This window comes from Streptomyces sp. NPDC020917, assembly GCF_044333795.1.
In the GTDB taxonomy this organism is placed as follows: domain Bacteria; phylum Actinomycetota; class Actinomycetes; order Streptomycetales; family Streptomycetaceae; genus Actinacidiphila.
Genome location: NZ_JBIRRR010000001.1, coordinates 398964 through 420542, shown reverse-complemented (window position 1 = coordinate 420542; position 21579 = coordinate 398964). Strand labels below are relative to the sequence as shown.

Annotated in this window: 19 protein-coding genes; 13 read left to right on the top strand and 6 right to left on the bottom strand. The window is 74.4% G+C overall.

The genetic code is table 11. From position 1 onward, the window contains the following. The first annotated feature begins 380 nt into the window (after positions 1-380). From ddaH to corA, 3 genes are read left to right on the top strand one after another with little or no spacing between them, the layout of a single operon-like run. Positions 381-1202: a dimethylargininase gene (ddaH, locus tag ACH4TG_RS01790; RefSeq protein WP_398239732.1), complete on the top strand. Its 822-nt coding sequence runs from the start codon at positions 381-383 to the stop codon at positions 1200-1202. A gap of 9 nt (positions 1203-1211) precedes the next feature. Next, entirely contained in the window at positions 1212-2759 is a 1548-nt protein-coding gene (locus ACH4TG_RS01785; RefSeq protein ID WP_398239730.1) for a phytoene desaturase family protein, read from the top strand. Further along, the gene (gene corA, locus ACH4TG_RS01780) at positions 2756-3952 is read left to right on the top strand and encodes a magnesium/cobalt transporter CorA (RefSeq protein ID WP_398239728.1); all 1197 of its coding nucleotides are present in this window, start codon (positions 2756-2758) and stop codon (positions 3950-3952) included. Before ACH4TG_RS01785 ends, corA begins: the two co-directional genes overlap by 4 nt. A 39-nt stretch (positions 3953-3991) precedes the next feature. Here the strand turns inward: corA and ACH4TG_RS01775 are convergent, their stop codons facing one another. Beyond that, on the bottom strand, positions 3992-5002 hold the full coding sequence (locus ACH4TG_RS01775) for a small ribosomal subunit Rsm22 family protein (RefSeq protein WP_398239726.1): 1011 nt from the start codon (positions 5000-5002) through the stop codon (positions 3992-3994). Between the two features lie 450 nt (positions 5003-5452). Here ACH4TG_RS01775 and ACH4TG_RS01770 point away from each other — a divergent pair, with 450 nt between their 5' ends. After that, positions 5453-6814 carry a sugar transferase gene (locus ACH4TG_RS01770; protein WP_398240448.1) on the top strand — a complete coding sequence of 454 codons (1362 nt, stop codon included), beginning with the start codon at positions 5453-5455 and terminating at the stop codon, positions 6812-6814. A 113-nt stretch (positions 6815-6927) separates the two neighbouring features. Next, a complete protein-coding gene (locus tag ACH4TG_RS01765) occupies positions 6928-7407 on the top strand; it encodes a VOC family protein (RefSeq protein WP_398239724.1) in 480 nt (159 codons plus the stop codon). Between the two features lie 296 nt (positions 7408-7703). Here the strand turns inward: ACH4TG_RS01765 and ACH4TG_RS01760 are convergent, their stop codons facing one another. After that, positions 7704-9485 carry a glycosyltransferase gene (locus ACH4TG_RS01760; protein ID WP_398239722.1) on the bottom strand — a complete coding sequence of 594 codons (1782 nt, stop codon included), beginning with the start codon at positions 9483-9485 and terminating at the stop codon, positions 7704-7706. Positions 9486-9617: 132 nt separating this feature from the next. On the opposite strand from ACH4TG_RS01760, the gene ACH4TG_RS01755 reads away from it, so the two are divergent. The 3 genes from ACH4TG_RS01755 to ACH4TG_RS01745 all read left to right on the top strand — a co-directional run bounded on the left by ACH4TG_RS01755 (position 9618) and on the right by ACH4TG_RS01745 (position 12354). Further along, complete coding sequence (locus ACH4TG_RS01755; protein WP_398239720.1) at positions 9618-10388, top strand: polysaccharide deacetylase family protein; 771 nt, start codon at positions 9618-9620, stop codon at positions 10386-10388. Then, positions 10388-11599 (top strand): hypothetical protein, encoded by a 1212-nt coding sequence (locus ACH4TG_RS01750; RefSeq protein WP_398239718.1) that lies wholly within the window; start codon positions 10388-10390, stop codon positions 11597-11599. The genes ACH4TG_RS01755 and ACH4TG_RS01750 overlap by 1 nt, the downstream gene beginning before the upstream one ends. 158 nt (positions 11600-11757) lie before the next feature. Further along, entirely contained in the window at positions 11758-12354 is a 597-nt protein-coding gene (locus tag ACH4TG_RS01745; protein ID WP_398239716.1) for a DUF2269 domain-containing protein, read from the top strand. Here ACH4TG_RS01745 and ACH4TG_RS01740 read toward each other — a convergent pair. The 3 genes from ACH4TG_RS01740 to ACH4TG_RS01730 are packed head-to-tail and all read right to left on the bottom strand — an operon-like array spanning position 12351 to position 15001. Beyond that, entirely contained in the window at positions 12351-13439 is a 1089-nt protein-coding gene (locus ACH4TG_RS01740) for a serine hydrolase domain-containing protein (RefSeq protein ID WP_398239715.1), read from the bottom strand. The genes ACH4TG_RS01745 and ACH4TG_RS01740 overlap by 4 nt on opposite strands. Beyond that, positions 13405-13602 carry a hypothetical protein gene (locus tag ACH4TG_RS01735; protein WP_398239714.1) on the bottom strand — a complete coding sequence of 66 codons (198 nt, stop codon included), beginning with the start codon at positions 13600-13602 and terminating at the stop codon, positions 13405-13407. Before ACH4TG_RS01735 ends, ACH4TG_RS01740 begins: the two co-directional genes overlap by 35 nt. A 43-nt stretch (positions 13603-13645) precedes the next feature. Further along, the gene (locus tag ACH4TG_RS01730) at positions 13646-15001 is read right to left on the bottom strand and encodes a multidrug effflux MFS transporter (RefSeq protein ID WP_398239712.1); all 1356 of its coding nucleotides are present in this window, start codon (positions 14999-15001) and stop codon (positions 13646-13648) included. Between the two features lie 72 nt (positions 15002-15073). Here ACH4TG_RS01730 and ACH4TG_RS01725 point away from each other — a divergent pair, with 72 nt between their 5' ends. After that, complete coding sequence (locus tag ACH4TG_RS01725) at positions 15074-16084, top strand: Gfo/Idh/MocA family protein (RefSeq protein ID WP_398239710.1); 1011 nt, start codon at positions 15074-15076, stop codon at positions 16082-16084. Positions 16085-16180: 96 nt separating this feature from the next. On the opposite strand, the gene ACH4TG_RS01720 is transcribed toward ACH4TG_RS01725, so the two are convergent. Further along, positions 16181-16492, bottom strand: coding sequence for a 4a-hydroxytetrahydrobiopterin dehydratase (locus ACH4TG_RS01720; protein WP_398239708.1), 312 nt, complete (start codon positions 16490-16492; stop codon positions 16181-16183). A gap of 201 nt (positions 16493-16693) precedes the next feature. Here ACH4TG_RS01720 and ACH4TG_RS01715 point away from each other — a divergent pair, with 201 nt between their 5' ends. The 4 genes from ACH4TG_RS01715 to ACH4TG_RS01700 all read left to right on the top strand — a co-directional run bounded on the left by ACH4TG_RS01715 (position 16694) and on the right by ACH4TG_RS01700 (position 21578). After that, positions 16694-17542, top strand: a complete 849-nt coding sequence (locus tag ACH4TG_RS01715) for a PhzF family phenazine biosynthesis protein (protein ID WP_398239706.1) — start codon at positions 16694-16696, stop codon at positions 17540-17542. A gap of 619 nt (positions 17543-18161) precedes the next feature. Continuing rightward, entirely contained in the window at positions 18162-18386 is a 225-nt protein-coding gene (locus ACH4TG_RS01710; RefSeq protein WP_398239704.1) for a type A2 lantipeptide, read from the top strand. A 136-nt stretch (positions 18387-18522) separates the two neighbouring features. Beyond that, on the top strand, positions 18523-19320 hold the full coding sequence (locus ACH4TG_RS01705; protein ID WP_398239702.1) for a hypothetical protein: 798 nt from the start codon (positions 18523-18525) through the stop codon (positions 19318-19320). Continuing rightward, complete coding sequence (locus ACH4TG_RS01700) at positions 19317-21578, top strand: NHLP family bacteriocin export ABC transporter peptidase/permease/ATPase subunit (protein WP_398239700.1); 2262 nt, start codon at positions 19317-19319, stop codon at positions 21576-21578. The genes ACH4TG_RS01705 and ACH4TG_RS01700 overlap by 4 nt, the downstream gene beginning before the upstream one ends. Position 21579 lies beyond the last annotated feature (1 nt).

Genomic DNA, 21579 nt, shown 5'->3' with positions numbered 1-21579 from the left:
GTACGCGGGTGGTGGAGGACATCCTCCCTCTTGAGAGGAATGAACGCCCACTCGGGGTGGAAGTCTTCCGGGGCAACTCTTCCCGACATGCCGTCGGCAACCCGGCTCGCCGGCCCTCGCCCTGACCCCTCGACACCACCCGTGACCAGCGCTGACACCGCCCGCGACCGCCGCGGGCAGCCGCGCGGGGCCGCCGGGACGGCGGCCGGCCGCACCGGCCGGGCGGGCCGGTCGGAAGCACCGCGTCACGGACCCGCGCAGGTCGGTGCGGAAACGGGCACCGGAGGCGCACAATCGCGGTACGCGTTCGTAAGACTCCCGGCGGACCACCATCCCGCCGGGAGGCATCCGGCACTCAACCACCCCTCGAGGAGCCTCCTTTGCGTACCGCGACACCCCGCCGCTACCTGATGTGCCCACCGGCCCACTTCCGCGTCACGTACGCGATCAACCCGTGGATGGACCCCACCAAGCCGGTGGATCCCGCGCTCGCCCTCTTCCAGTGGGAGGACCTGCGCGACCGGTACCGTGCGCTCGGTCACACCGTCGAGATCCTCGGCCCCGAGCCCGGCCTGCCGGACATGGTCTTCGCGGCGAACGGCGCCACCGTGGTGGACGGCCGGGTGCTCGGGGCCCGGTTCGCCAACCCGGAGCGGGCCGCGGAGGCCCCGGCGCACCTCGCGTGGTTCCGCGCCCACGGGTTCACCGACGTCCGGGAGCCGGAGCACGTCAACGAGGCCGAGGGCGACTTCGCCGTCACGTCCTCGTGGATCCTGGCCGGGCAGGGCTTCCGCAGCAGCCCGCTGGCGCACGACGAGGCCCAGGAGTACTTCGGCCGCCCGGTGATCAGCCTGGAGCTGACCGATCCGCGCTACTACCATCTGGACACCGCGCTGGCCGTCCTGGACGACGCGCGGGACGAGATCATGTACTTCCCCGGGGCGTTCACCCCCGGCAGCCGCGCCGTGCTGTCGCGGCTGTTCCCCGGCGCGCTGCTGGCCACCGCCGACGACGCGGCCGTGCTCGGCCTGAACGCGGTCAGCGACGGGCGCAACGTGCTGCTCCCCCGGGCGGCCAAGGGCCTGCACGCCCCGCTGCGGGACCGCGGCTTCGAGCCGGTCCCGGTCGACCTGTCCGAGCTGCACAAGGCCGGCGGCAGCGTCAAGTGCTGCACGATGGAGCTGCGTCCCGCCACCCCGTAAGGTGCGCGCATGCATGCTTCGTACGACGCCGTGATCGTCGGCGGCGGCCACAACGGACTGGTCGCCGCCGCGTATCTCGCCCGGGCGGGCCGCCGGGTCCTGCTGCTGGAGCGGCTCCCGGCCACCGGCGGCGCCGCCGTGTCCACCCGCGCGTTCACCGGCGTGGACGCGCGGCTGTCGCGCTACTCGTACCTGGTGAGCCTGCTGCCCAGGAAGGTCGTGGACGACCTGGGGCTGCGGTTCGCGGTGCGCCGCCGCCGGATCTCCTCCTACACCCCGAGCGGCGGTACGGGGCTGCTGGTGGACGCGGAGGACGCCGGCCGCACCCGGGAGCAGTTCGTCCGGCTGACCGGCTCCGACCGGGACTTCACGGCCTGGCAGCGGTTCTACGCGATGACCGGGCGCGTGGCCGAGCGGGTCTTCCCGACCCTCACCGAGCCGCTGCCGACGCGGGCCGAACTCCAGCGCAGGATCGACGACCCGGCCGCCTGGGAGGCGCTGTTCGAGCGGCCGCTGGGCGAGACCGTCGAGGCGGCGTTCGACGACGACACGGTCCGCGGGGTCGTCCTCACCGACGCGCTGATCGGCACGTTCACCCACGCCCACGACCCGTCGCTGCGGCAGAACCGCTGCTTCCTCTACCACGTGATCGGCGGCGGCACCGGCGACTGGGACGTGCCGATCGGCGGGATGGGCGCGTTCACCGACGCCCTCGCCGCGGCGGCCCGCGCGGCCGGCGCGGAGATCGCCACCGGCGCCGAGGTGACCGGCATCGCCACCGACGGCGTGACCGCGGAGGTCACACTGGCCGACGGCCGTACCGTCGGCGCGACGGACGTCCTGGTCAACGCCTCCCCGTACGCGCTCGCCGGGCTGCTCGGCCGGCCGCTGCCGGACAAGCCCGAGGGCGCCCAGCTGAAGGTCAACATGCTGCTGCGCCGGCTGCCGCGGCTGCGCGACACCGCCGTGGACCCGCGGGAGGCGTTCGCCGGCACCTTCCACATCGCCGAGTCCTACCGGCAGTTGCAGACCGCGTACGAGCAGGCCGCCGCCGGGCGGGTGCCGGACGCGCCGCCGTCGGAGATCTACTGCCACAGCCTCACCGACCCGTCGATCCTCTCCCCCGAGCTGGCCGGGCAGGGCGTGCACACCCTGACGCTGTTCGGGCTGCACGCGCCCGCGCGGCTGTTCGCGAGCGACCCGGCCGCGGTCAAGGAGGAGCTGCTGCGGGCCACTCTCGCGCAGCTCGACGCGGTGCTGGCCGAACCGCTCGCGGACTGCCTGGCCACCGACGCGGAGGGCCGGCCCTGCCTGGAGGCCAAGTCGCCGCAGGACCTCGAACGCGAGGTGGGCCTGCCCGGCGGCCACATCTTCCACCGCGACCTGTCGTGGCCGTTCGCCGAGCCCGGCGACGTGACGGACACCACGGGCCGCTGGGGCGTCGGAACGGCCGACGCGAACGTCTTCCTCTGCGGCGCGGGCGCGGTCCGCGGCGGAGGGGTCAGCGCGGTCCCCGGACACAACGCGGCGATGGCCGTACTGGAGAAGGCACGATGACGCACAGGCCCACCAGGCCCGGCAGGCAGAAGCAGTCCGGCGGGACCCGGCCCGCGGCGGACGGCGGGCACCCCGACGCCGGGGGCGGGCAGCCCGCGGTGGAGAGCGGCCGGCGCCGGATCGGCCGGCAGTGGCGGCGGGAAGGCAAGTGGCACAGCCTCGGTGACCCGGCCCGGGCCACGGACCAGCCCCGCTGCACCGCCGACGTGGTCGTGGACTGCGCGGTGTACGACGACGGCTGCCGGATCGCGTCGCTGCCGCCGCGCGAGGCACTGGCCGAGGCCAGGAGGAAGGGCGGCTTCGTCTGGATAGGGCTGCACGAGCCGGAGGCCGAGCACCTGGCGGAGATCGCCGAGGCGTTCGGACTGCACTCGCTGGCCGTCGAGGACGCGGTGCACGCCCACCAGCGGCCGAAGCTGGAGCGGTACGGCGACTCGCTGTTCCTGGTGCTGAAGACGATCGTGTTCGTGGAGCACGAGAAGCTCACCGCGACGAGTGAGGTGGTCGACACCGGCGAGGTGATGATCTTCCTCGGCGAGGACTTCGTGGTCGTGGTGCGGCACGGCAGCGCGCCGGGCCTGGCCCGGGTCCGGCGCCGGCTGGAGGCGCACCCCGAGCTGCTGCGGCACGGCCCGGCGGCGGTGCTGCACGCCATCACCGACCAGGTGGTGGACGACTACCTGGACGTGGCCGACGCGGTCGAGTTCGACGTGGACGCGATGGAGTCCGACGTCTTCTCCTCCACCCACGAGGACGACGCCGAGCGGATCTACCAGCTCAAGCGCGAACTCATCCAGTTCAAGCACGCGGTGGTGCCGCTGGCCCGCCCGCTGCAGCGGCTCAGCGAGGACCCCGACACGCTGGTCAGCACCGAGATCGCCCGCTACTTCCGGGACGTGGCCGACCACCTGTCCCACGTCAGGGAGCGCCTGGTGTCGTACAGCGAGCTGGTGGACGGCCTGCTGGCGGCCAATCTCAGCCAACTTGCCGTGCAGCAGAACGTCGACATGCGCCGGATCAGCGCGGCAGCGGCGATCATGGCGATCCCGACGATGATCGCCGGCTTCTACGGCATGAACTTCCACCACATGCCGGAACTCGGCTGGACCTTCGGCTACCCGCTGATGGTCGGCGTCACCGCCACCCTGTCCGCCCTCTGCTACCGCGCGTTCCGCCGCTACGGATGGCTGTGAACCGCCTTGCGAGCGGCGCCCCTTCGAAGTGGCGTCACTTCAGAGTGACGCCTGCTCAGGGGGGAACACCTCGCCCCAGGTGGTGTCGCGGGCCGCACGGTACGCGGGGCCGTGCCGCTTGGTGACGGTGGTCCTGGCCAGGCCGTCGTCGCGGGTGCACAGGTCGAGCAGGACCTGGCCCTTGCGGATCTGCGGGTGCCGGACCACGCGGCCGGCGGCGGGGGCGCCGGGCACGGCGTCCGGGCGGACGGCGGCCACATAGCTGAACTTCTCGTCCTCGTACGCTAGGGTGCCGCCCTTGATCTGGCGGTGCAGCGAGGTGCGCGGCACCCGGGCCGCGAAGTGGCACCAGTCGGTGCCGGAGATCGGGCAGGTGCCGTCGTGCGGGCACGGGGCGAGCACGGTCAGGCCGGCCGCGATCAGCCGGTCGCGGGCCTCGATGATCCGCCGGTAGCCGTCGGGCGTGCCCGGCTCGGCGACGACCAGCGCCCCGCGGGCCGCGGCGACGGCCGCGTCCAGCAGCGCGGCGCGGTCGGCGGGCGTGAGCTCGCCGATCACGTAGGAGACGGTGACCAGGTCGGACGGGGGCAGCGCGGGGGCGCCGCCGAGCGGGGCGCGGGTCCACTCGGTGGCGCGCACGGCCGGCTCGTCGGCGTCCCGGGCCAGCTCGCGGCCGAGGGACAGGGCGGCCTGCGACCAGTCGAGGACGGTGCTGCGGTGGCTGCCGCCCGGCCACGCGTCGGCGACCGCCCAGGTGGCCGCGCCGGTCCCGCCGCCGAGGTCGAGATGGCTGCCCGGCGCCCAGTCGCCGGCCTGCGCGCGGAACGCGCCCAGCGCGGAGCGCACCGCCGCGTAGGTGGCGGGCATCCGGTACGCGGCGTAGGCGGCGGCGTCGGCCGCGTCCCGCAGGATCGGCGCGGCGGTCGGGGTCGTCCCCCGGTAGTTCTCGATGAGCCGGTCGACCTGTGCGGAGGCCCGGCTGGGGGCAGTGGCCTGGAGCCGCTCGGTGAGGGCGTCCTGCAGGTCGGCGGGGAGGTGCACGGTGGACACAAGCCCCAACTGTAAGGGTCCGGCACACCTGTAACGAGCCCCTTACACTGCGTGCTGCCGTCTGCGCCATAGCGGGGCCAACTCGGTCGAAATAACGGCGCGAATATGTGCAATCCGCAGCGCGCACCCACCCGGTTGGCCTAGCGTTCCCCCGTACCTGGACGACGCCAGTGCTTGGGGAAGTACTGGGGCCGCCCACTCGGTCGCGATGTGCCAGGGGGGTCCATGCGGCGTATCGGAACGAACCCGGACATTCGGGTGATACCGGTCGAGAGCGAGCCGAGACCGGCGCGGGGCACCACCCCGCGAACCATCAGGACCAGGGCATCGGTACGGACCGGTGCCCTTGGTGTGCCCGGGGCGCTGCGCCCCCGCCACAGCGTGCACCGGGCGCACAGCAGATACGGGGACAAGCCGGCGTGGTACCTGCCGCTCGCGCTGGCCGTGGACATGCTGGGCGTCGCCCTGCCGATCCTGCTGGTGCTGCGGAACGCCGGGCAACCGCACCCGCTGGCCTGCGCGGTGGTCGCCGCCGGCGGCTGGTCCGCGGTCCGCGCGCTGCGCGGGCGGTACGCGGCGGACGTCCTCGGCGAGGGCGGCGGAGTGCTCTCCGTCTTCGGCGACTGGCTGGTGCTGCTCGGGGTGCTGGCCGTGCTGCGGACCGCGTTCGGGGAGATCGTCCGGCCGGTGCTGGCGCTGGCCGCGCTCGCCGCGGCCCCGCTGGTCACCCTGGCCGGGCGCAAGGGCACCCACCACCATCTGATCGCGGCCCGCAAGGCCGCGCGGTCGGTCAGCCGGGTGCTGGTGATCGGCGAGCCCAGCACCGCCGACCATGTGGTCGGCCATCTGGCGGCCCGCACCGAGCACGCCTACGTGGTGGTCGGCGTGGTGCCGGTCGGCAACGCCCGGCTGCAGTGCGGGGTGCCGGTCGCGGCGCGGCTCGGTCCGGTCGCCCCGGCGGGGCTGGCCGAGGACGCCGCGGCCGTGCTGCGCGCCGCCCGCGAGCAGGACGCCGAGCTGGTCCTCGTGGCCCCCGGGCCGCGGCTGACCGCCGAGCGGATCCGGCGGCTGTCGTGGGCGCTGCACGACGCGGGGCTGCCGCTGGCGGTGCTCTCCGGCGTCGTGGACGTGGCGGTGCGGCGGGTCCAGGTGGACGCGCCGGCCGGGCTCACCATGCTGCACATCGCCCCGCCGCTGCGGCGCGGCCTGCAGGTCGGGCTGAAGTCGGCGCTGGACCGCACCGGCGCGGCGCTCGGACTGCTGCTGCTGGCACCGCTGTTCGGGGCGGTGGCGCTGGCCATCAAGGCGACCTCGCCGGGCCCGGTCTTCCACCGGCAGACCCGCCACGGGCAGAACTGCACGCCGTTCACCATGTGGAAGTTCCGCACGATGGTCGCGGACGCGGAGGCGCGCAGGGCCGAGCTGGAGCACCTCGGCGCCAACGAGAACGACGGCCTGATGTTCAAGATGCGGCGCGACCCGCGGGTCACCCCGGTCGGCCGGCTGCTGCGCCGCTGCTCCCTGGACGAACTGCCGCAGCTGGTCAATGTCCTGCGCGGCGACATGTCCCTGGTCGGCCCGCGCCCGCCGCTGCCCGACGAGGTGGCCCGCTACGACGAGGTGGAGCTGCGCCGCCTGGCCGTCAAACCCGGCATCACCGGGCTGTGGCAGGTCAGCGGCCGCAGCGACCTGTCGTGGGACGAGACGGTGGCTCTCGACCTGAGGTACGTGGACAACTGGTCGCTGACCGGCGACGTGGACGTGATGGCCCGCACCGTGCGGGCCGTCGTCGACGGGCGGGGGGCGTACTAGGGCGCCGTGCGGCGGCGGCCGATGAGTTTCCGCGGGCGGGACGGTCTCCATGGGTGCAGCGTGAACCACGGGTGCGGCGCACCACGGACGACCGAGCGAGCGGAGGCCTCACGATGACGACCGGCGGATTCACCACGTGCCTGTGGTTCGACGGGCAGGCCGAGGAGGCGGCGGACTTCTACCTGTCCGTCTTCAAGGACGGGCAGCGCGGCCGGGTCAGCCGCTTCACCGAGGCCGGCCCGGGCGAGCCCGGGTCGGTCCTGGGCGTCGAGTTCACGGTCAACGGCCAGAACTTCGTCGCCGTCAACGGCGGCCCCGAGTTCACCATCAACGAGGCCGTCTCGTTCCAGATCCACTGCGCCGACCAGGAGGAGGTCGACTACTACTGGGCCCGGCTCACCGAGAACGGCGGCCAGGAGGTCCAGTGCGGCTGGCTCAAGGACCGGTTCGGCGTCTCCTGGCAGGTCGTCCCCGCCATCCTCTTCGACTGGCTCGCCGACCCCGCCCCCTCCAGGGCCGCGGCCACGGCCCGGGCGATGTACCAGATGAAGAAGCTCGACATCCCCACCCTCCGATCCGCCCACTCCACCTGACCCTTCTCCCCGGCCCCCGGGCCCCCTGGGGGGCAGCCCCGCCCACCCCGGACCACCGCCCGGTGACCGGCCCCCAGACCTTCGGGGGAGCCCCCGAAGGGGCGCGAGGAACGGCGCGACCAGCCCACACCGGCGCCGCAGACCGCCACCGCCGCGAAGGGGCAACCCCGTCCGCTCCGGACCACCAGCCAGCGCCCGGCTGAGCGCGCCGGGGGCACCTCCCAGGCGCAGCTCTGGGGACCCCGCGCCCCTGAAGGTTGCCCCACACCGTCGAGTGAAGGCGGGGCGGCGCGGCGTCAGCGTCCGGGGGGCGCCAGCCCGTCCTCCTTCTTGGCCTCCGCGTCGTCGACGCCCTCGCCCGCCGCAGGCGGACCCTCGGGCATCGGGGGAACGTCCACCCCGCCCCCGTCCTCGGCCAGTTCCTCCGCAGCCGCAGGCAACTCCTCCGGCTTCGGCGGAACCTCGGCCTCGTCCGCGCCGGACGACTCCGCCGACTCCTCCTCCACCTCGACCAACGCCGGAGGCGCAGACGGCATCGGCGGCACCTCCGCCTCCTCCACCTCGACCAGCGCCGGAGGCGCAGACGGCATCGGCGGCACCTCCGCCTCGTCCACGGCGGACGACTCCGCCGACTCCTCCTCCACCTCGACCAACGCCGGAGGCGCAGACGGCATCGGCGGCACCTCCGCCTCCTCCACCTCGACCAGCGCCGGAGGCGCAGACGGCATCGGCGGCACCTCCGCCTCGTCCACGGCGGACGACTCCGCCACCTCCCCCTCCACCTCGACCAGCGCCGGAGGCGCAGAGGGAAGGGGCGGCACCTCCACCCCACCAGCCGCGGGCAGCGCAGAAGGCTTCGGCGGGACATCTCCAGCCGCGGGCAGCGCAGAAGGCGGGGCCGAAGGGCCGTGGGTCAGGGCGGCGGCGAGGAGGGAGTCGATGCCCGCCAGGCCCGCCTCGCGGGTGAGGTGGGTGGCGGCGTAGGCGGGGCCACCGGTACCGGGCGTGGGGTCGGCGGCAAGAGTGCGGGTCGCCGCGAGCAGGGGGCCGGGCGCGCCCGGCGGGACCACGACGCCCGCGCCGGCGCGGGCGAGTTCACGGGCGGTGCCGCTGCTCCCGGGCACGGCGGCCACGATCGGCCGCCCCGCGGCGAAGCAGGACGTGAGCTCAGCCGGCACACCCGGATCGGTGACCGCGAGCACGTCCGCGGCGGCCAGCATGTCGGGGAGTTCGGCCTCGTCCGGCAGCGGCGCGATGTCCAGGTTCGGCGGCAGCCCGCCGGCCGTCGCCCGCAGCCGCTCGCGCCGCGTCGCGTCGCCCATCACCACCACCCGCAGGGTGGGGTCGGTCCTGGCGGCCTGGACCAGCAGGTCGAGGCCGTGCCCGTCGCCGGGGTCGCCGCAGTGCAGCAGCACGGTCTGCGTGGGACGCCATCCGAGCATCGCCCGCATCTGCTCGCGCGGGCGCGACGCCTGCGGGCTCAGCGCCCAGTTCGGCACCAGCCGTATCCGCTCCTGCGGCACGCCGAGCGCGGCGACCTCGGCCACCAGCGTCTCGTGGGAGGCGCCCACCACCGCGGCCCGCCGCAGCACCTGCCGTTCGACGGCGCGGGCGCCCGCCGCCCGCGCCCCGAGCAGGTTCCGCACGACGGGCACGAACGGCACGCCGTAGCGTGCCGCGAGCCGCGCCCCGACCACGCCCGCGGCCAGGCTCGGCATCTGCGCGGCGACCGCGTCGATCCGGTCGAGCCCCTCGATCCGCGGCGCCGCGGACAGCCCGCCGCGCAGCAGCGACACCTCGAACATCGCGCGCCGCAGGGCGGTCTGACGGGCCGGCACCACATGCCCGTGCCGGTGCACCCGCACCCCGCCGCGCTCCTCCTCGGCGTGCCGCTTGCCCGCGTACGCCGGGTCCAGCCGCCAGGCCGGGTAGTGCGGCATGCCGGTCAGCACGTGGACCTCGGCCCCGCCGGCCGCCCAGTGCTCCGCGATCTGCGTCGCGTAGCGGCTCGTACCGGCCGGTTCCGGCGCGTAGTTGGTGGTGACCAGCAGCAGGCGGCGCACACCGGTTTCGGCCACTGAGCCTTCCCCTCTCCCCTGACTCCCCCGTCGAACAGGCGACACCCTAGCGTTCAGCCGTACGGGCCATCCGCGGGACGCCGGGTCGAGTCAGTCCGATAGATAGGACAAAACATCCTAAAGTGATCGGCGATGTCCAAGCCGATCTCACGCCGCGACCTCCTCCAGGTGACCGCCTCGGGGGCGCTGCTCGCCGGGTGCGCGCCCGGCGGCCGCTCCTCCACCGCCGGCACGTCCCCCGCAGCCGCCGGGGAATCCGGCACCGCCACCGGACCGGCGCCCGCGCAGGGCGCCGGCCGCGCGCTGCCCGACCAGGTGGAGCACGGCCCCCGCGACCGCCCGATGGTGGCCCTCACCTTCCACGGCCAGGGCGAACCCGCCCTGGCCACCGCCTTGCTGACGGAGGCGGAGAAGGCCGGCGCCCGGCTCACCGTGCTCGCGGTGGGCAGCTGGCTGGACGCGTACCCGCAGCTGGCCCGCCGCGTGCTGGACGGCGGCCACGAGCTGGGCAACCACACGCAGAACCACGGCGACATCGGCGCGATGGACGCCGCGCAGGCCACCGCGGAGATCACCGGGTGCGCCGAGCGGCTGCGGAAGCTGACGGGGTCCCAGGGCCGCTGGTTCCGGCCCTCGCAGGGCCGGCTGACCACGCCGCTGGTGGTGCGCCTGGCCCAGCAGGCCGGCTACCCGCACCTGCTGTCGTACGACGTGGACCCGGTCGACTACACCGACCCGGGCCCTGACCGGGTCAGGGCCGCGGTGGCCGCCCAGGCCCGCAACGGCTCGGTGGTCTCCCTGCACTTCGGGCACAGCGGCACCGTGTCCGCGCTGCCCGGGATCCTCGACGACCTGCACCGCCGCGGTCTGCGTGCGGTCACGACCACGGAGCTGCTGAGCTGATGCGCACGTCAACGTCCCGCCGTGCCCTGCGTCCCCTGACCTCGGCCGTCCTCGCCACCGCCGTCGCCGCGCTGGCGGTGGCCTGCGGCCACGCGAACCCGCATCCGCAGTCCGGGACCGCCGCGAGGAAGCCGGCCGTCAACGAGCGGAACGTGGCACACCCGCTGGAGGCGGCGGTCACCGGACTTCCGGGCATGCCGCCGCTGCTCGATCCGAACGACGTCTACGCCGCCGACCGTCCGGGCGCCCTGTCCCCGGTGGTGCGCGGCTTCCCGCAGCTGGTGTACGTGCCGAACACCGAGTCCAACACGGTGACGGTGATCGACCCGAAGACGTACAAGGTGGTCCGCACCATCCCGGTCGGCGAGCAGCCGCAGCACGTGGTGCCGTCCTGGGACCTGAAGACGCTGTGGGTCAACAACGACGTCGGCAACAGCCTCACCCCGATCGACCCGGCCACCGGGAAGGTCGGCGCGCCGGTGCCGGTGCACGACCCGTACAACCTGTACTTCACGCCGAACGGCAGGTACGCGGTGGTGATGGCCTCACTCGACCGCCAGCTGGTGTTCCGCGACGCGCACACCATGGCCATCAAGAAGACGGTGCCGGTGAGCTGCTACGGCGTGAACCACGCCGACTTCTCCCCCGACGGCCGGTACTTCATCGTCTCCTGCGAGTTCTCCGGCGAACTGCTGAAGGTCGACACCGAGAAGATGGAGGTGATCGGCCAGCAGAAGCTGCCGCTCGACGGGGCGATGCCGCAGGACGTCAAGATCTCCCCGGACGGCAGGACCTGGTACATCGCCGACATGGTCGCCAACGGGGTGTGGGTGATGGACGGCGACACGTTCTCCACGCCGCGGCTGCTGCCGACCGGCGCCGGCGCGCACGGCCTCTACGTGTCCCGGGACTCGCGCACCATGTACATCTCGAACCGCGGCGAGGGCTCGGTGTCGCTGCTGGACTTCCGCACGGGCAAGCTGGCGGGCAAGTGGCACATCGAGGGCGGCGGCAGCCCGGACATGGGCGGGGTCTCGGCGGACGGCAAGGTGCTGTGGCTGTCCGGCCGCTACGACGGCGAGGTGTACGCGCTCGACACCACCAACGGGAAGACGCTGGCGAAGATCCCGGTGGGCGCGGGCCCGCACGGCATGTGCGTCTACCCGCAGCCCGGCCGCTACTCGCTCGGCCACACGGGAATCTTCCGCTAGTCCCGCTGCCGGGGCCGCCGCAACGCCCGCGGTACTTCCCGCGGAGTAGGCGGTGTGCCGCCCCGGGGACGACGATGTCCGCACCATCGGGGTCCATGATCGGAGGCGAACGCCCGGCCCCCGGCAGGGCGCACACCCGACCCCGAGGACCCGAGACCGTGGACGCCGTGCCGCCGAACCCCGCCTCCTTCGCCCCCGCCACCGGGACGGCGCCCCCGCATCAGGCGCGCCGCTCCGGCCGTCGCGGCAGGCGGCTGCCGCCGGGGTGGCGCAAGGCGCTGAAGGCCGCACATGTGGCGGTCTCGGTCGGGCTGCTGGGCAGCGACGCCTCCGTGCTGGCCCTGACCGCGGCCGGGCGGCTGGGCAGCGACCCCGTCACCGTCTACCCGGCCGCCCACCTGATCGGCGAGCTGCTGCTCCTGCCGCTGGCGGTGCTGGCCCTGGCCGGCGGGGTCGCGCTCGGCCTGCTCACGCCCTGGGGTCTGCTGCGCCACTGGTGGGTGGCGATCAGCCTCGCACTGACGGCCGGCGGCACCGTCCTGGCCGCGCTCGTGCTGGTTCCGGGCCTGGGCACGGCCGCCTCGGCGTCGCTCGCCGGCCGCCCCGTCGCCGGTGCCACCGGGCTGGTCCGCGACTCGGGCGCGGCCTGCTGCGTGCTGGTCGCGACCGTCGTGCTGTCGTACGTCAAGCCCTTCGGCACGGTGCGCCGCCCGGGCCCGGCCCTTCCCGCCGGCCCGTCCGGGCCGGCCGGCTAGGCGCGGGCCGCCCGTACGGCGCGGGCCAGTGAGGTCGCCGCGGCGGCCCGCGGTGCGCTGCCGTCCCGCCATGTCCTCGTCGGGTGGACGGAGTTGGTGAGCAGCACCAGGAACGCGTCGCTCACCGGGTCGATGACCAGGCTCGTCCCGGTGAACCCGGTGTGGCCCGCGGCCCCGCCGCCCGCCAGCTCCCCCATGAACCAGGGCTGGTCGACCTCGAAGCCGGGCCACGGCCCGCCGGCGTCGAGCAGGGCCCGGCACAGCAGCGCCAGGTCCCAGGCGGTGGAGAACATGCCCGCGTGCCCGCTGACGCCGCCCATCGCGAAGGCGTTCTCGTCGTGCACGGTGCCGTGCACCATGCCGCGGTCGAGTTTGCCCCACGGCCGGCGCTGGTCCTCGGTCGCGGCGATCCGCGGCAGCAGGTCCCGCGGCGGGTTGAAGCGGGTGTCGGCCATGCCGAGGGGGCCGGTGACGTGCTCGTGGACCAGGGCGTCGAGCGGGCGTCCGGTGGCAGCCTCCAGGCACTGCTGGACGGCGATCAGGTTGAGGTCGGAGTAGACCCGCAGGGTGCCGGGCGCGTGCAGCGGCGCCTCCCGCCACAGCATCCTGGCCCGGCCCTCGGGCGTGGCCTCGTCGTAGAAGGGCAGTTCCGGGCGCAGCCCCGAGGTGTGGTCGAGCAGCTGGCGCACGGTGACGGCCGCCTTGCCGGCCTCGGCGAAGCCGGGCACGTAGGAGGCGGCGGGGGCGTCCAGGTCGAGCAGCCGGGCGGCGACCACGGACGTGAAGAGCTTGGTCAGCGAAGCGAGGTCGAAGAGCGTGTCGGGGCGCATCGGCACCCGGCCGTCCGCCGGCAGCTCGACGCCCCGGTCGGCGCGCTCGTCGTACGCGGTGTAGCGGACCGCCGAGCCGATCGCCTCGTGCAGCGCGACCATGTGCCCGCGCCCGGCCAGGACGACGGCGCCCGCACACCACGGGTGGTCGGGCGCCGGGCGCAGCGCGCCGGTCAGCTCGGGGACGATCCGGTTCAGCTCGTCGGTGTCGAGGCCCGCGTCAGGGCAGGTACCTCTCGACAGCGGCGGGGCCATGTTCCTCCAGTGCCTTGCGGGCCTTCTCGATGAGTTCCGGGGTGCAGTCCCGGCCGGAGGCCATCACCAGGTCCTCCGGGTCCACAGTGTGCTCGGATCCCGTGTGCAGCGAGCTGTCAGCGGTCTTGAACGCCCAGGTGCGTTCGTCCGGAACGTCGGACATCGCTTCCTCCTGAGGGACAGGGCCCGAGTCGGCGGCCTGGGCCCTACGGTCCCTCCACCGTACGCCGCCCCCGCAGGCAGAGCCCGACGAAGGCCGCGATGGCCACGACGACGCAGGTCAGCTGCGTGATCGCCATCGGAACCGCGGTGCCGGAGCCGGCCACGGAGGCCAGCGGGGAGATCGCCGCGCCGACCAGGAACGAGGAGGTGCCGATGAGCGCGGACGCCGAGCCGGCGGAGCGCTTGGTGCGCAGCAGGGCCTGGGTGTTGGTGGTGGGCAGCACCAGGCCCATGGACGCCATGAGCACGAACAGCGCGGCGGCGACCTCCGGCAGCGTGGCCCGCCCGAACACGCCGGTGGTCAGCAGCACCAGGGCGACGGAGGCGGCGCCGATCAGCGCAAGGCCCACGGCCAGCACCCGGTCCATGTCGACCCGGCCGACCAGCACCTTGCCGTTGAGCTGGCCGACGGCGACGATGCCGACCGAGTTCAGGCCGAACAGCAGGCTGAAGGTCTGCACCGAGGCGCCGTAGACGTCCTGGACGACGAAGGACGACGCGGAGACGTAGGTGAACAGCGCCGCGAAGGCGAAGCTGCCGGCCACCACGTACCCGGTGAACACCCGGTCGGCCAGCAGCCGCCGCATCGCCCCGAAGGTCTCGGCCATGCCGCCGGAGTGCCGGTCCTCGGGCGGCAGCGTCTCGTGCAGCCGGCGCCAGGCCAGGGCGGTGAGCAGCACGCCGATCACGGCGCACACCACGAACACCCCGCGCCAGTCGGTGACCCGCAGGATCTGGCCGCCGAGCAGCGGGGCGACGATCGGCGCGACGCCGGAGATGAGCTGGAGGGTGGCGTAGAAGCGGGCCATGGCCACGCCGTCGTACAGGTCGCGGACCACGGCGCGGGCGATGACGATGCCGGCGGCGCCGGCCAGTCCCTGCACCACCCGCACGGCGATGAGCAGGTCGGCGGAGGGTGCGAAGGCGCAGAAGGCGGTGGCGAGCACGTAGACCGCCATGCCGGCCAGCAGCGGGCGCCGGCGCCCCCACCGGTCGCTGAGCGGGCCGGCGACCAGCTGGCCGAGGGCCAGGCCCGCCAGGCAGCCGGTCAGGGTGAGCTGGACGGTGGCAGCCGGGGCGTGCAGCGCGTCGGTGACCTGCGGCAGCGCCGGCAGGTACATGTCCATGGACAGCGGCGGCAGCGCGGTGAGTCCGGCGAGGACGAGGGTGACGAGCCAGCCGGTGCGGCGCCGGGCCGCGAGGTCCGCCGCGACGCCTGCGGCAGCAGCGGGCCCGGCGGGGGTGCCGGGTACAGGAGGGGCGGCAACGGGGGCGACGGGTAGGGGGGACGTCTGCGCGGGGTGTCTGGGCCCTGCGTCCTGCACGGTGGCACTCTCCATCCGAGGTAGTTGAAGCGTTGCCTATTCTTTCAGTCCGCGGGAACCACCTTGAACGGGATGCGAGGACAGGTCATGGGCCAGGACACACCGAAGATCCGCTGGGGCATTCTGGCGACGGGCGGGATCGCCGCCACCTTCACCGAGGCGCTGCTCACGCTGCCCGACGCCGAGGTGGTGGCGGTCGGCTCGCGCAGCACGGCCGCCGCGAAGGAGTTCGCCGGGCGCTACGGCATCCCCCGGGCCTACGGCAGCTGGGCGGAGCTGGCCGCGGACGACGGTGTCGACGTGGTGTACGTGGCCACCCCGCACTCCGCGCACCGCGCCGCGGCCGGGCTGTGCCTGGCGGCCGGACGCGCGGTGCTGTGCGAGAAGGCGTTCACCCTCAACGAGCGGGAGGCCCGCGAGCTGGTCGACCTGGCGCGCGGGCGCGACCTGTTCCTCATGGAGGCCATGTGGACGTACTGCAACCCGCTGGTCCGGCACATGGCCACGATGATCGCGGACGGCGTCATCGGGCAGGTGCGGACGGTCTCCGCGCACTTCGGCTTCGCCGCGGACTTCGCGCCCGCGCACCGGATGCGCGACCCCGAGCAGGGCGGCGGCGCGCTGCTCGACCTCGGCGTCTACCCGGTGTCCTTCGCGCACCTGCTGCTGGGCGAACCGGACGCGGTCCAGGCGTGGGCGCACCTGACGCCCGAGGGCGTGGACGAGACCACCGGGATGGTGCTGGGCTGGGACAGCGGCGCCGTGGCCACGCTCTCCTGCTCGTTCGTCTCCGACCTGGGCGCGCCGGCGGCGATCTCCGGCTCCGCCGGGCGCATAGAGATCGCCGACGGGTTCTTCCACGCGGAGGCGTTCACCGTGCACCGGCCGGGCCACGAGCCGCTGACCGTGCGGCTCGCCGACGTCCACCAGGACCACGACCGCGGCACGATGCGGCACGAGGCCGCCGAGGTGATGCGGGCCCTGCGGGCCGGCGAGACGGAGTCCCCGCTGGTGCCGCTGGACGGCTCGCTCGCCGTCATGCGCACGCTGGACCGGGTGCGCGAGCGCATCGGGGTCGGGTACGCGGCCGACCGCTGAGGCGACCGCGCGAGCAGGCACGCGGGAACTGTCCGGGACCGGTCATGGCGGTCCCGGACGGTGCCGCCCGTTCGCGGGGCGGGCCGGTCCCGGCGGTCAGGCCGCCTGGTGGGCCTCCGCCGCGGCCTGGATGCGGGTGGCGAGGTCGAAGTCCTTCGCGGTGAGCTGCGCGCCGGCGGCGTGGGTGGTGAGCGACACCGCGAGCGTGTTGTACCCGAGCGTCAGGTCCGCGTGGTGGTTCAGCTCCGCCTGGATGCCGGCGATGTGCAGCAGGAGGATCGCCGCGGGCAGGTGGTCGAGGCGGTACGTACGGGCCAGCGCCGTACCGTCCTCGGACAGCTCCCAGCCGGGCAGCTCGGCGAGGCGGTCCTCGATCTCCTTGCGGGACAGCGGTTCGGCGTACGGCATCGGGCGCCTCCGTGCGGCAGCGGCGGACAGGACGTGCAGGGCGTGCGGGCGGTGCGCACGGATCTGCGCACGTGCCGGCGATGCGCGCGGCGGCATCGTGCCCGCCGTGCGGCGGCCCCCACGTTCCATGCTGGCACCGCCCGCTGCGCTGTGCCACGGACGACCCGCCGGCGCGGCCCGGGGGCACATAGGCTGCCCGCCATGACGACTTCACCTGGACCCGAGGTCCTGCGCTACACGGCGTTCTCCCACGATCCGGCGGGCGGCAACCCGGCCGGGGTGGTGCTGGACGCGAGCGCGCTCGACGACGCGGGGATGCTGGCGGTCGCCGCGGAGGTCGGGTACTCGGAGACGGCGTTCGTGGTGGCCCGGCACGAACGCACCGTGGACGTGCGGTACTTCAGCCCCAAGGCCGAGGTACCGTTCTGCGGCCACGCCACCGTCGCCACCGCGGTCGCGGTCGCCGAGCGCCTCGGCCCCGGCGATCTGCTCTTCCGCACGCCGGCCGGCGAGGTGGTGGTGGCCGTGGCCGCGGGACCGGACGGCGTCCCGGCCGCGACCCTGACCAGCGTGGAGCCGCACGTGGACGAGGTGCCCGACGAGGTGCTGGCGGAGGCGCTGGCCACCCTGGGCTGGGCGCCGGACGAGCTGGACCCGGACCTGCCGCCGCGGATCGCCTACGCCGGTGCCCGGCACCTGGTGCTGGCCGCGGCCACCCGGGCCCGGCTGGCCGCGCTGGACTACCCCATGGACCGGCTGACCGCCCTGATGCTCGCGCAGGACCTGACGACGCTGCAGCTGGTCTGGCGCGAGAGCCCCGAGGTCTACCACGTGCGCGACCCGTTCCCGGTCGGCGGCGTGGTCGAGGACCCGGCGACCGGCGCGGCCGCGCTGGCCTTCGGCGCGTACCTGCGCAGCCTCGGCCCGGCCCCGTCCCTGCTGACCCTGCACCAGGGCGACGACATGGGCCGGCCGGGCGTGCTCACCGTCGAACTGCGGCCCGGCGACCCGCGGGTGCGGGTGACCGGCGAGGCGGTGCCCATCGTCTGACCCCTCGCCCGACGCACGTCCCGCCCGGCGGCCCGACGGCCCGCCAGGCCCTCGCGGCGGCCGCCCTCCAGGGGCGGCCGCCGCCGTGCGTGCGGGCCCGGACACGGGCGGGACGTTCGCACATACGGGCGGTGCACCCCTGTTCCGCCGCGATGTCCGACATCACCGCACATGCCCCGATCATGCGCACTGTCTGGCGAACTGGCGCCACCCATACCGGTATTCGCCCGACCGCACATCACGGATACAGAAGCTGCACAGCTTCCGGCGGGTTCCGGCGTCTCAGTTGCGGTCCAACCGCACATGTGCGCAGGCGTGTTCGAGGGAAACCGGCGGCACGGCGTCGTGCACGGTACGAATTGGTGGACCATGTGAAGAACTCGTTCCCGTCCGGTGGCCGCCTCCCCTGCCAGCGAACCGTTTCCGCAGTACCCGGCCGGAGTTCGGCTGGCCGGGCGGCGCATCACGTGCTTACATCAAGCGCCAAGCGGGAGTTGCCGATACGCATTCCGGATCCCGGGGTGTCGCACGACCGTTGAAATTCGGCCTGTCCTGTACCTGATATCGGGCGGCCGGATCTCTTGAGGAATTTCCAGTGAAACGAAGGGAAAACGCAGTCATGCGCAACACGCCCCAGGTGGAGACCCGCGAGATTTCCGACAGCGAGCTGGACAACGTGTCGGGTGGCCTGAGCGTCTCCGGTGGCGTCCAGGTCGACGGTCTGGACAGCCTGCTCTCCACCGCCACGTCCGCCCTGCCGGCCCTGCCGGTCGGCGAGGTCGTCGGCCTGGTCACCGGTGCCGCCGGCACCCTCACCGGTGTGACGGGTATCGCCGGTCTCTGAGCTCCACCTCAGCTCACGCATGGACCCCGGGGCCGACACGGCCCGGGGTCCATGCGGTGTCCCCGCACTCCGCGTCCGGCACCCGCCGGACGCCCGGCGGCCGCCCCGCGCCGCCCGCACGTGAAGGAAGTGGTCGGTGGAGTTCCGCCAGAAGGCGCTCGACAGGCTGCGGTCGCCGGACGAGCTCGACCTGCCGGTGCGCCTGGCACGGCCGCAGGGCTGGCTCGCGCTCGCCGTCTCGGTCGCCGTCCTGGCCGCCGCCGGCGTGTGGGCGGTGACCGGCACGGTGACCGACAAGCTGACCGCGGCCGGCGTGCTCACCCGCACCGAGGGCAGCTACGTGCTGCAGAGCCCGGTCGCCGGGCAGGTGGTGCAGGTGCGCGCCAAGCCCGGGGACACCCTGCCGGCCGGCGCCCCGCTGCTGGACGTACGCACCGCGACCGGCGTGGAGTCGGTGCACACCGTCGCCGCCGGCGAGGTGGTCACGCTGACCGCCGCCATCGGCGCGGTGATCGCCACCGGCGCGACCGTGGCCACGGTGCAGCGGCAGGGCCGGGCCGGCGAGCCGCTGGTGGCCATGCTCTACGTGTCCGGCAGCACCGCCAGGGTGCCGATGGGCGCCGCCGTCGACCTCACCGTGCCCTCGGTGCCCGGCCGTTACGGGGTGCTGCGCGGCAAGGTGGCCGGCATCGGGCAGCCGCAGACCCGGCAGCAGATCTCCACGTTCCTCGGCGACGGCGCCATGGCCGGGCAGTTCGCCGCCAAGGGCGCTCCGGTGCCGGTGCTGGTACGGCTGGACTCCTCGTCCACGAACGCGTCCGGCTACCGCTGGTCCAAGGGCGGCGGGCCGTCGTCCCCGCTGGTGTCCCTGACGCCGGTCGGGGCCTCGCTCCGGCTGGCCTCGCAGCGCCCGCTCGACTGGCTGCTGCCGTGAGCCCGCGGCACAGCCCCGCCCCCGCCCCCTCGCGCAGCGGCCGCCACCGCCCCGAGGCGGCGGGGGCGCCGCGGGGCCGCCGGCCGCGCCGGGTGCGCACCCCCTCGGTGCTGCAGATGGAGGCCGTGGAGTGCGGCGCCGCGTCGCTGGCGATGGTCCTCGGCCACTTCGGCAGGTTCGTTCCGCTGGAGCAGCTGCGGATCGCCTGCGGGGTGTCCCGCGACGGCTCGCGCGCGAGCAACCTGCTCAAGGCCGCCCGCAGCCACGGCCTCCGGGCCAAGGGCATGCAGATGGAGCCGGCCGCCCTCGCCCAGGTGCCCGCACCGGCCATCCTGTTCTGGGAGTTCAACCACTACGTCGTCTACGAGGGCATGTCGGGCCGCATCGGCCGGCAGGGCGTGCACATCAACGACCCGGCGCGCGGCCGCCGTTTCGTGCGCACCGAGGACTTCGACAGCAGCTTCACCGGGGTGGTGCTGACCTTCGAGCCGGACGAGGGGTTCCGCGGGGGCGGCCGCAAGCCCGGCATCCTGCGGGCGCTGCCGGCCCGGCTGCGCGGCACGACCGGCACGCTGCTCGCCGCAATGGTGGCGAGCTTCCTGCTGGTCGTCACCGGGGCCGCGGTGCCGGCGCTCAGCCGCACCTACATCGACCGGTTCCTGATCGGCGGCCAGCGGTCCCTGCTGCCCACGCTGTTCGCCTCGATGGCGGTACTGGTCGCGCTCACCGCGGTGCTCACCGCGGTGCAGCAGGCGAACCTGCTGCGCGGCCGGACCATCTCCTCGACGCTGACCAGTGCCCGCTTCATGCGGCACCTGCTGCGGCTGCCGGTGCAGTTCTTCGCCCAGCGCAACCCCGCCGACCTGGTGCAGCGGCTGCAGTCCAACGACACGGTCGCCGAGACGCTGGCCCGCGACCTGGCCGCGGCCGGCGTGGACGCGGTGGTGGTGCTGCTGTACGCGGTGCTGCTGTGGACGTACGACCCGCAACTGACGCTGCTCGGCGTGCTGGTGGCGCTGCTGAACGTGGTGGCGATGCGGGTGGTGGTCCGCATCCGCGCCACCGGCACCCACAAACTCCGGGCGGACTCCGCGAAGTTGACCAACACCGCTTACAGCGGGCTGCAGTTGATCGAGACGATGAAGGCCACCGGCGGCGAGAGCGGCTACTTCCGCCGCTGGGCCGGGCAGCACGCGGCGACGCTGGACGGCCAGCAGCGGCTCGGGGTGCCCAGCGCCGCGCTGGCCGTGGTCGCCCCCACCCTCGCCGCCCTCAACAGCGCGCTGATCCTGCTGATCGGCGGGCAGCGGGCGGCCGAGGGCCGGATCTCGGTCGGCCTGCTGGTGGCCTTCCAGGCCCTGGTGACCAGCTTCACCGCGCCCGTCACCCGGCTCAACGGGGTGGCCGGCCGGGTGCAGGACTTCGCGGCCGACGTGACCCGGCTCAAGGACGTGGAGAGCTTCCCGGTGGACGCGCGGTACGCCCGCGGGCGCCGCGGCGCCGCGTCCGGCGCCGGGCCGGCCACCGCGGGCCGCCGGCTGACCGGCCATGTGACGCTGGAGAACGTCACGTTCGGCTACAGCCCGCTGGACCAGCCGCTGCTGAACGGCTTCTCGCTGCGGGTCGGCCCCGGCCAGCAGGTGGCGCTCGTCGGCGGCTCGGGCAGCGGCAAGTCCACCGTGTCCCGGCTGATCTCGGGACTGTACCGGCCGTGGGAGGGCGTGATCAGGATCGACGGGCAGCGGCTGGAGGACATCCCGCAGAGCGCGCTGGCCGCCTCGGTGTCCTTCGTCGACCAGGACGTCTTCCTCTTCGAGGGCACGGTGCGCGACAACGTGGCGCTGTGGGACCCGTCGATCGGCGACGAGGCGGTGCTGGAGGCGCTGCGGGACGCCGCCGTGGACGACGTGGTGGCCCGCCGGCCCGGCGGGATCCGCAGCCGGGTCGAGCAGGACGGGCGGAACTTCTCCGGCGGGCAGCGGCAGCGGCTGGAGATCGCCCGCGCGCTGGTCCGCCGGCCGAGCGTGCTGGTGCTCGACGAGGTGACCAGCGCCCTGGACGCGGAGACCGAGCGGCTGATCATCGACAACCTGCGGCGCCGCGGCTGCGCCTGCGTGGTCATCGCCCACCGGCTGAGCACGGTCCGCGACAGCGACGAGATCGTGGTGCTGGAGCGCGGCACGGTGGTCGAGCGCGGGCGCCACGAGGAGCTGAGCGCGGCCGGCGGGCCGTACGCCGAGCTGGTCAGGGAGCGCTGAC

Excerpts from the sequence above, each read along its gene's own strand:
- ACH4TG_RS01720 (WP_398239708.1), bottom strand. The coding sequence starts at position 16,492 with ATGCCGTACGCCGAACCGCTGTCCCGCAAGGAGATCGAGGACCGCCTC.
- corA (WP_398239728.1), top strand. The coding sequence starts at position 2,756 with ATGACGCACAGGCCCACCAGGCCCGGCAGGCAGAAGCAGTCCGGCGGG.
- ACH4TG_RS01765 (WP_398239724.1), top strand. The coding sequence starts at position 6,928 with ATGACGACCGGCGGATTCACCACGTGCCTGTGGTTCGACGGGCAGGCC.
- ACH4TG_RS01770 (WP_398240448.1), top strand. The coding sequence starts at position 5,453 with ATGCTGGGCGTCGCCCTGCCGATCCTGCTGGTGCTGCGGAACGCCGGG.
- ACH4TG_RS01735 (WP_398239714.1), bottom strand. The coding sequence starts at position 13,602 with ATGTCCGACGTTCCGGACGAACGCACCTGGGCGTTCAAGACCGCTGAC.
- ACH4TG_RS01740 (WP_398239715.1), bottom strand. The coding sequence starts at position 13,439 with ATGGCCCCGCCGCTGTCGAGAGGTACCTGCCCTGACGCGGGCCTCGAC.
- ACH4TG_RS01750 (WP_398239718.1), top strand. The coding sequence starts at position 10,388 with ATGCGCACGTCAACGTCCCGCCGTGCCCTGCGTCCCCTGACCTCGGCC.
- ACH4TG_RS01725 (WP_398239710.1), top strand. The coding sequence starts at position 15,074 with ATGGGCCAGGACACACCGAAGATCCGCTGGGGCATTCTGGCGACGGGC.
- ACH4TG_RS01730 (WP_398239712.1), bottom strand. The coding sequence starts at position 15,001 with ATGGAGAGTGCCACCGTGCAGGACGCAGGGCCCAGACACCCCGCGCAG.
- ACH4TG_RS01755 (WP_398239720.1), top strand. The coding sequence starts at position 9,618 with ATGTCCAAGCCGATCTCACGCCGCGACCTCCTCCAGGTGACCGCCTCG.
- ACH4TG_RS01710 (WP_398239704.1), top strand. The coding sequence starts at position 18,162 with ATGCGCAACACGCCCCAGGTGGAGACCCGCGAGATTTCCGACAGCGAG.
- ACH4TG_RS01715 (WP_398239706.1), top strand. The coding sequence starts at position 16,694 with ATGACGACTTCACCTGGACCCGAGGTCCTGCGCTACACGGCGTTCTCC.
- ACH4TG_RS01785 (WP_398239730.1), top strand. The coding sequence starts at position 1,212 with ATGCATGCTTCGTACGACGCCGTGATCGTCGGCGGCGGCCACAACGGA.